This window comes from Streptomyces sp. HSW2009, from assembly GCF_040240285.1.
GTDB lineage: Bacteria > Actinomycetota > Actinomycetes > Streptomycetales > Streptomycetaceae > Streptomyces.
This window is the reverse complement of sequence record NZ_JBEHZD010001285.1, coordinates 1-241: the sequence shown is the minus strand read 5'-3', so window position 1 is coordinate 241 and position 241 is coordinate 1. Positions and strand designations below refer to the sequence as shown.

Sequence of the window (241 nt, the reverse complement as noted above, 5' to 3'; positions counted from 1 at the left end):
GGCTGGGACCGCACCGCAGCCGGGGACCGCACCGCGGCTGGCCCGGCCGGCATCGCCGCGGCGTTAGCCGCCCGGGCCGCCGCCTCGCCCGGGGCCACCGCCGTGCGCTGGGCGGACGGCAGCGGCCGGCTCGACTACGCCGAACACGCCCCCCCCCCCGCCGCACACGCCCCCCGGCGGCGCGCCCCCGGCGCCGGCCCGGCGCCCGGGGTGGGCGGGCTGGGGCCGCGCGCGCCCGCGC

Annotated in this window: 1 pseudogene; it reads left to right on the top strand. The window is 88.0% G+C overall.

Annotation, left to right across the window (positions count from 1 at the left end):
* Positions 1-241, top strand: a pseudogene (locus AAHZ94_RS36640) (2-oxoglutarate dehydrogenase, E2 component, dihydrolipoamide succinyltransferase); the annotation flags it as partial.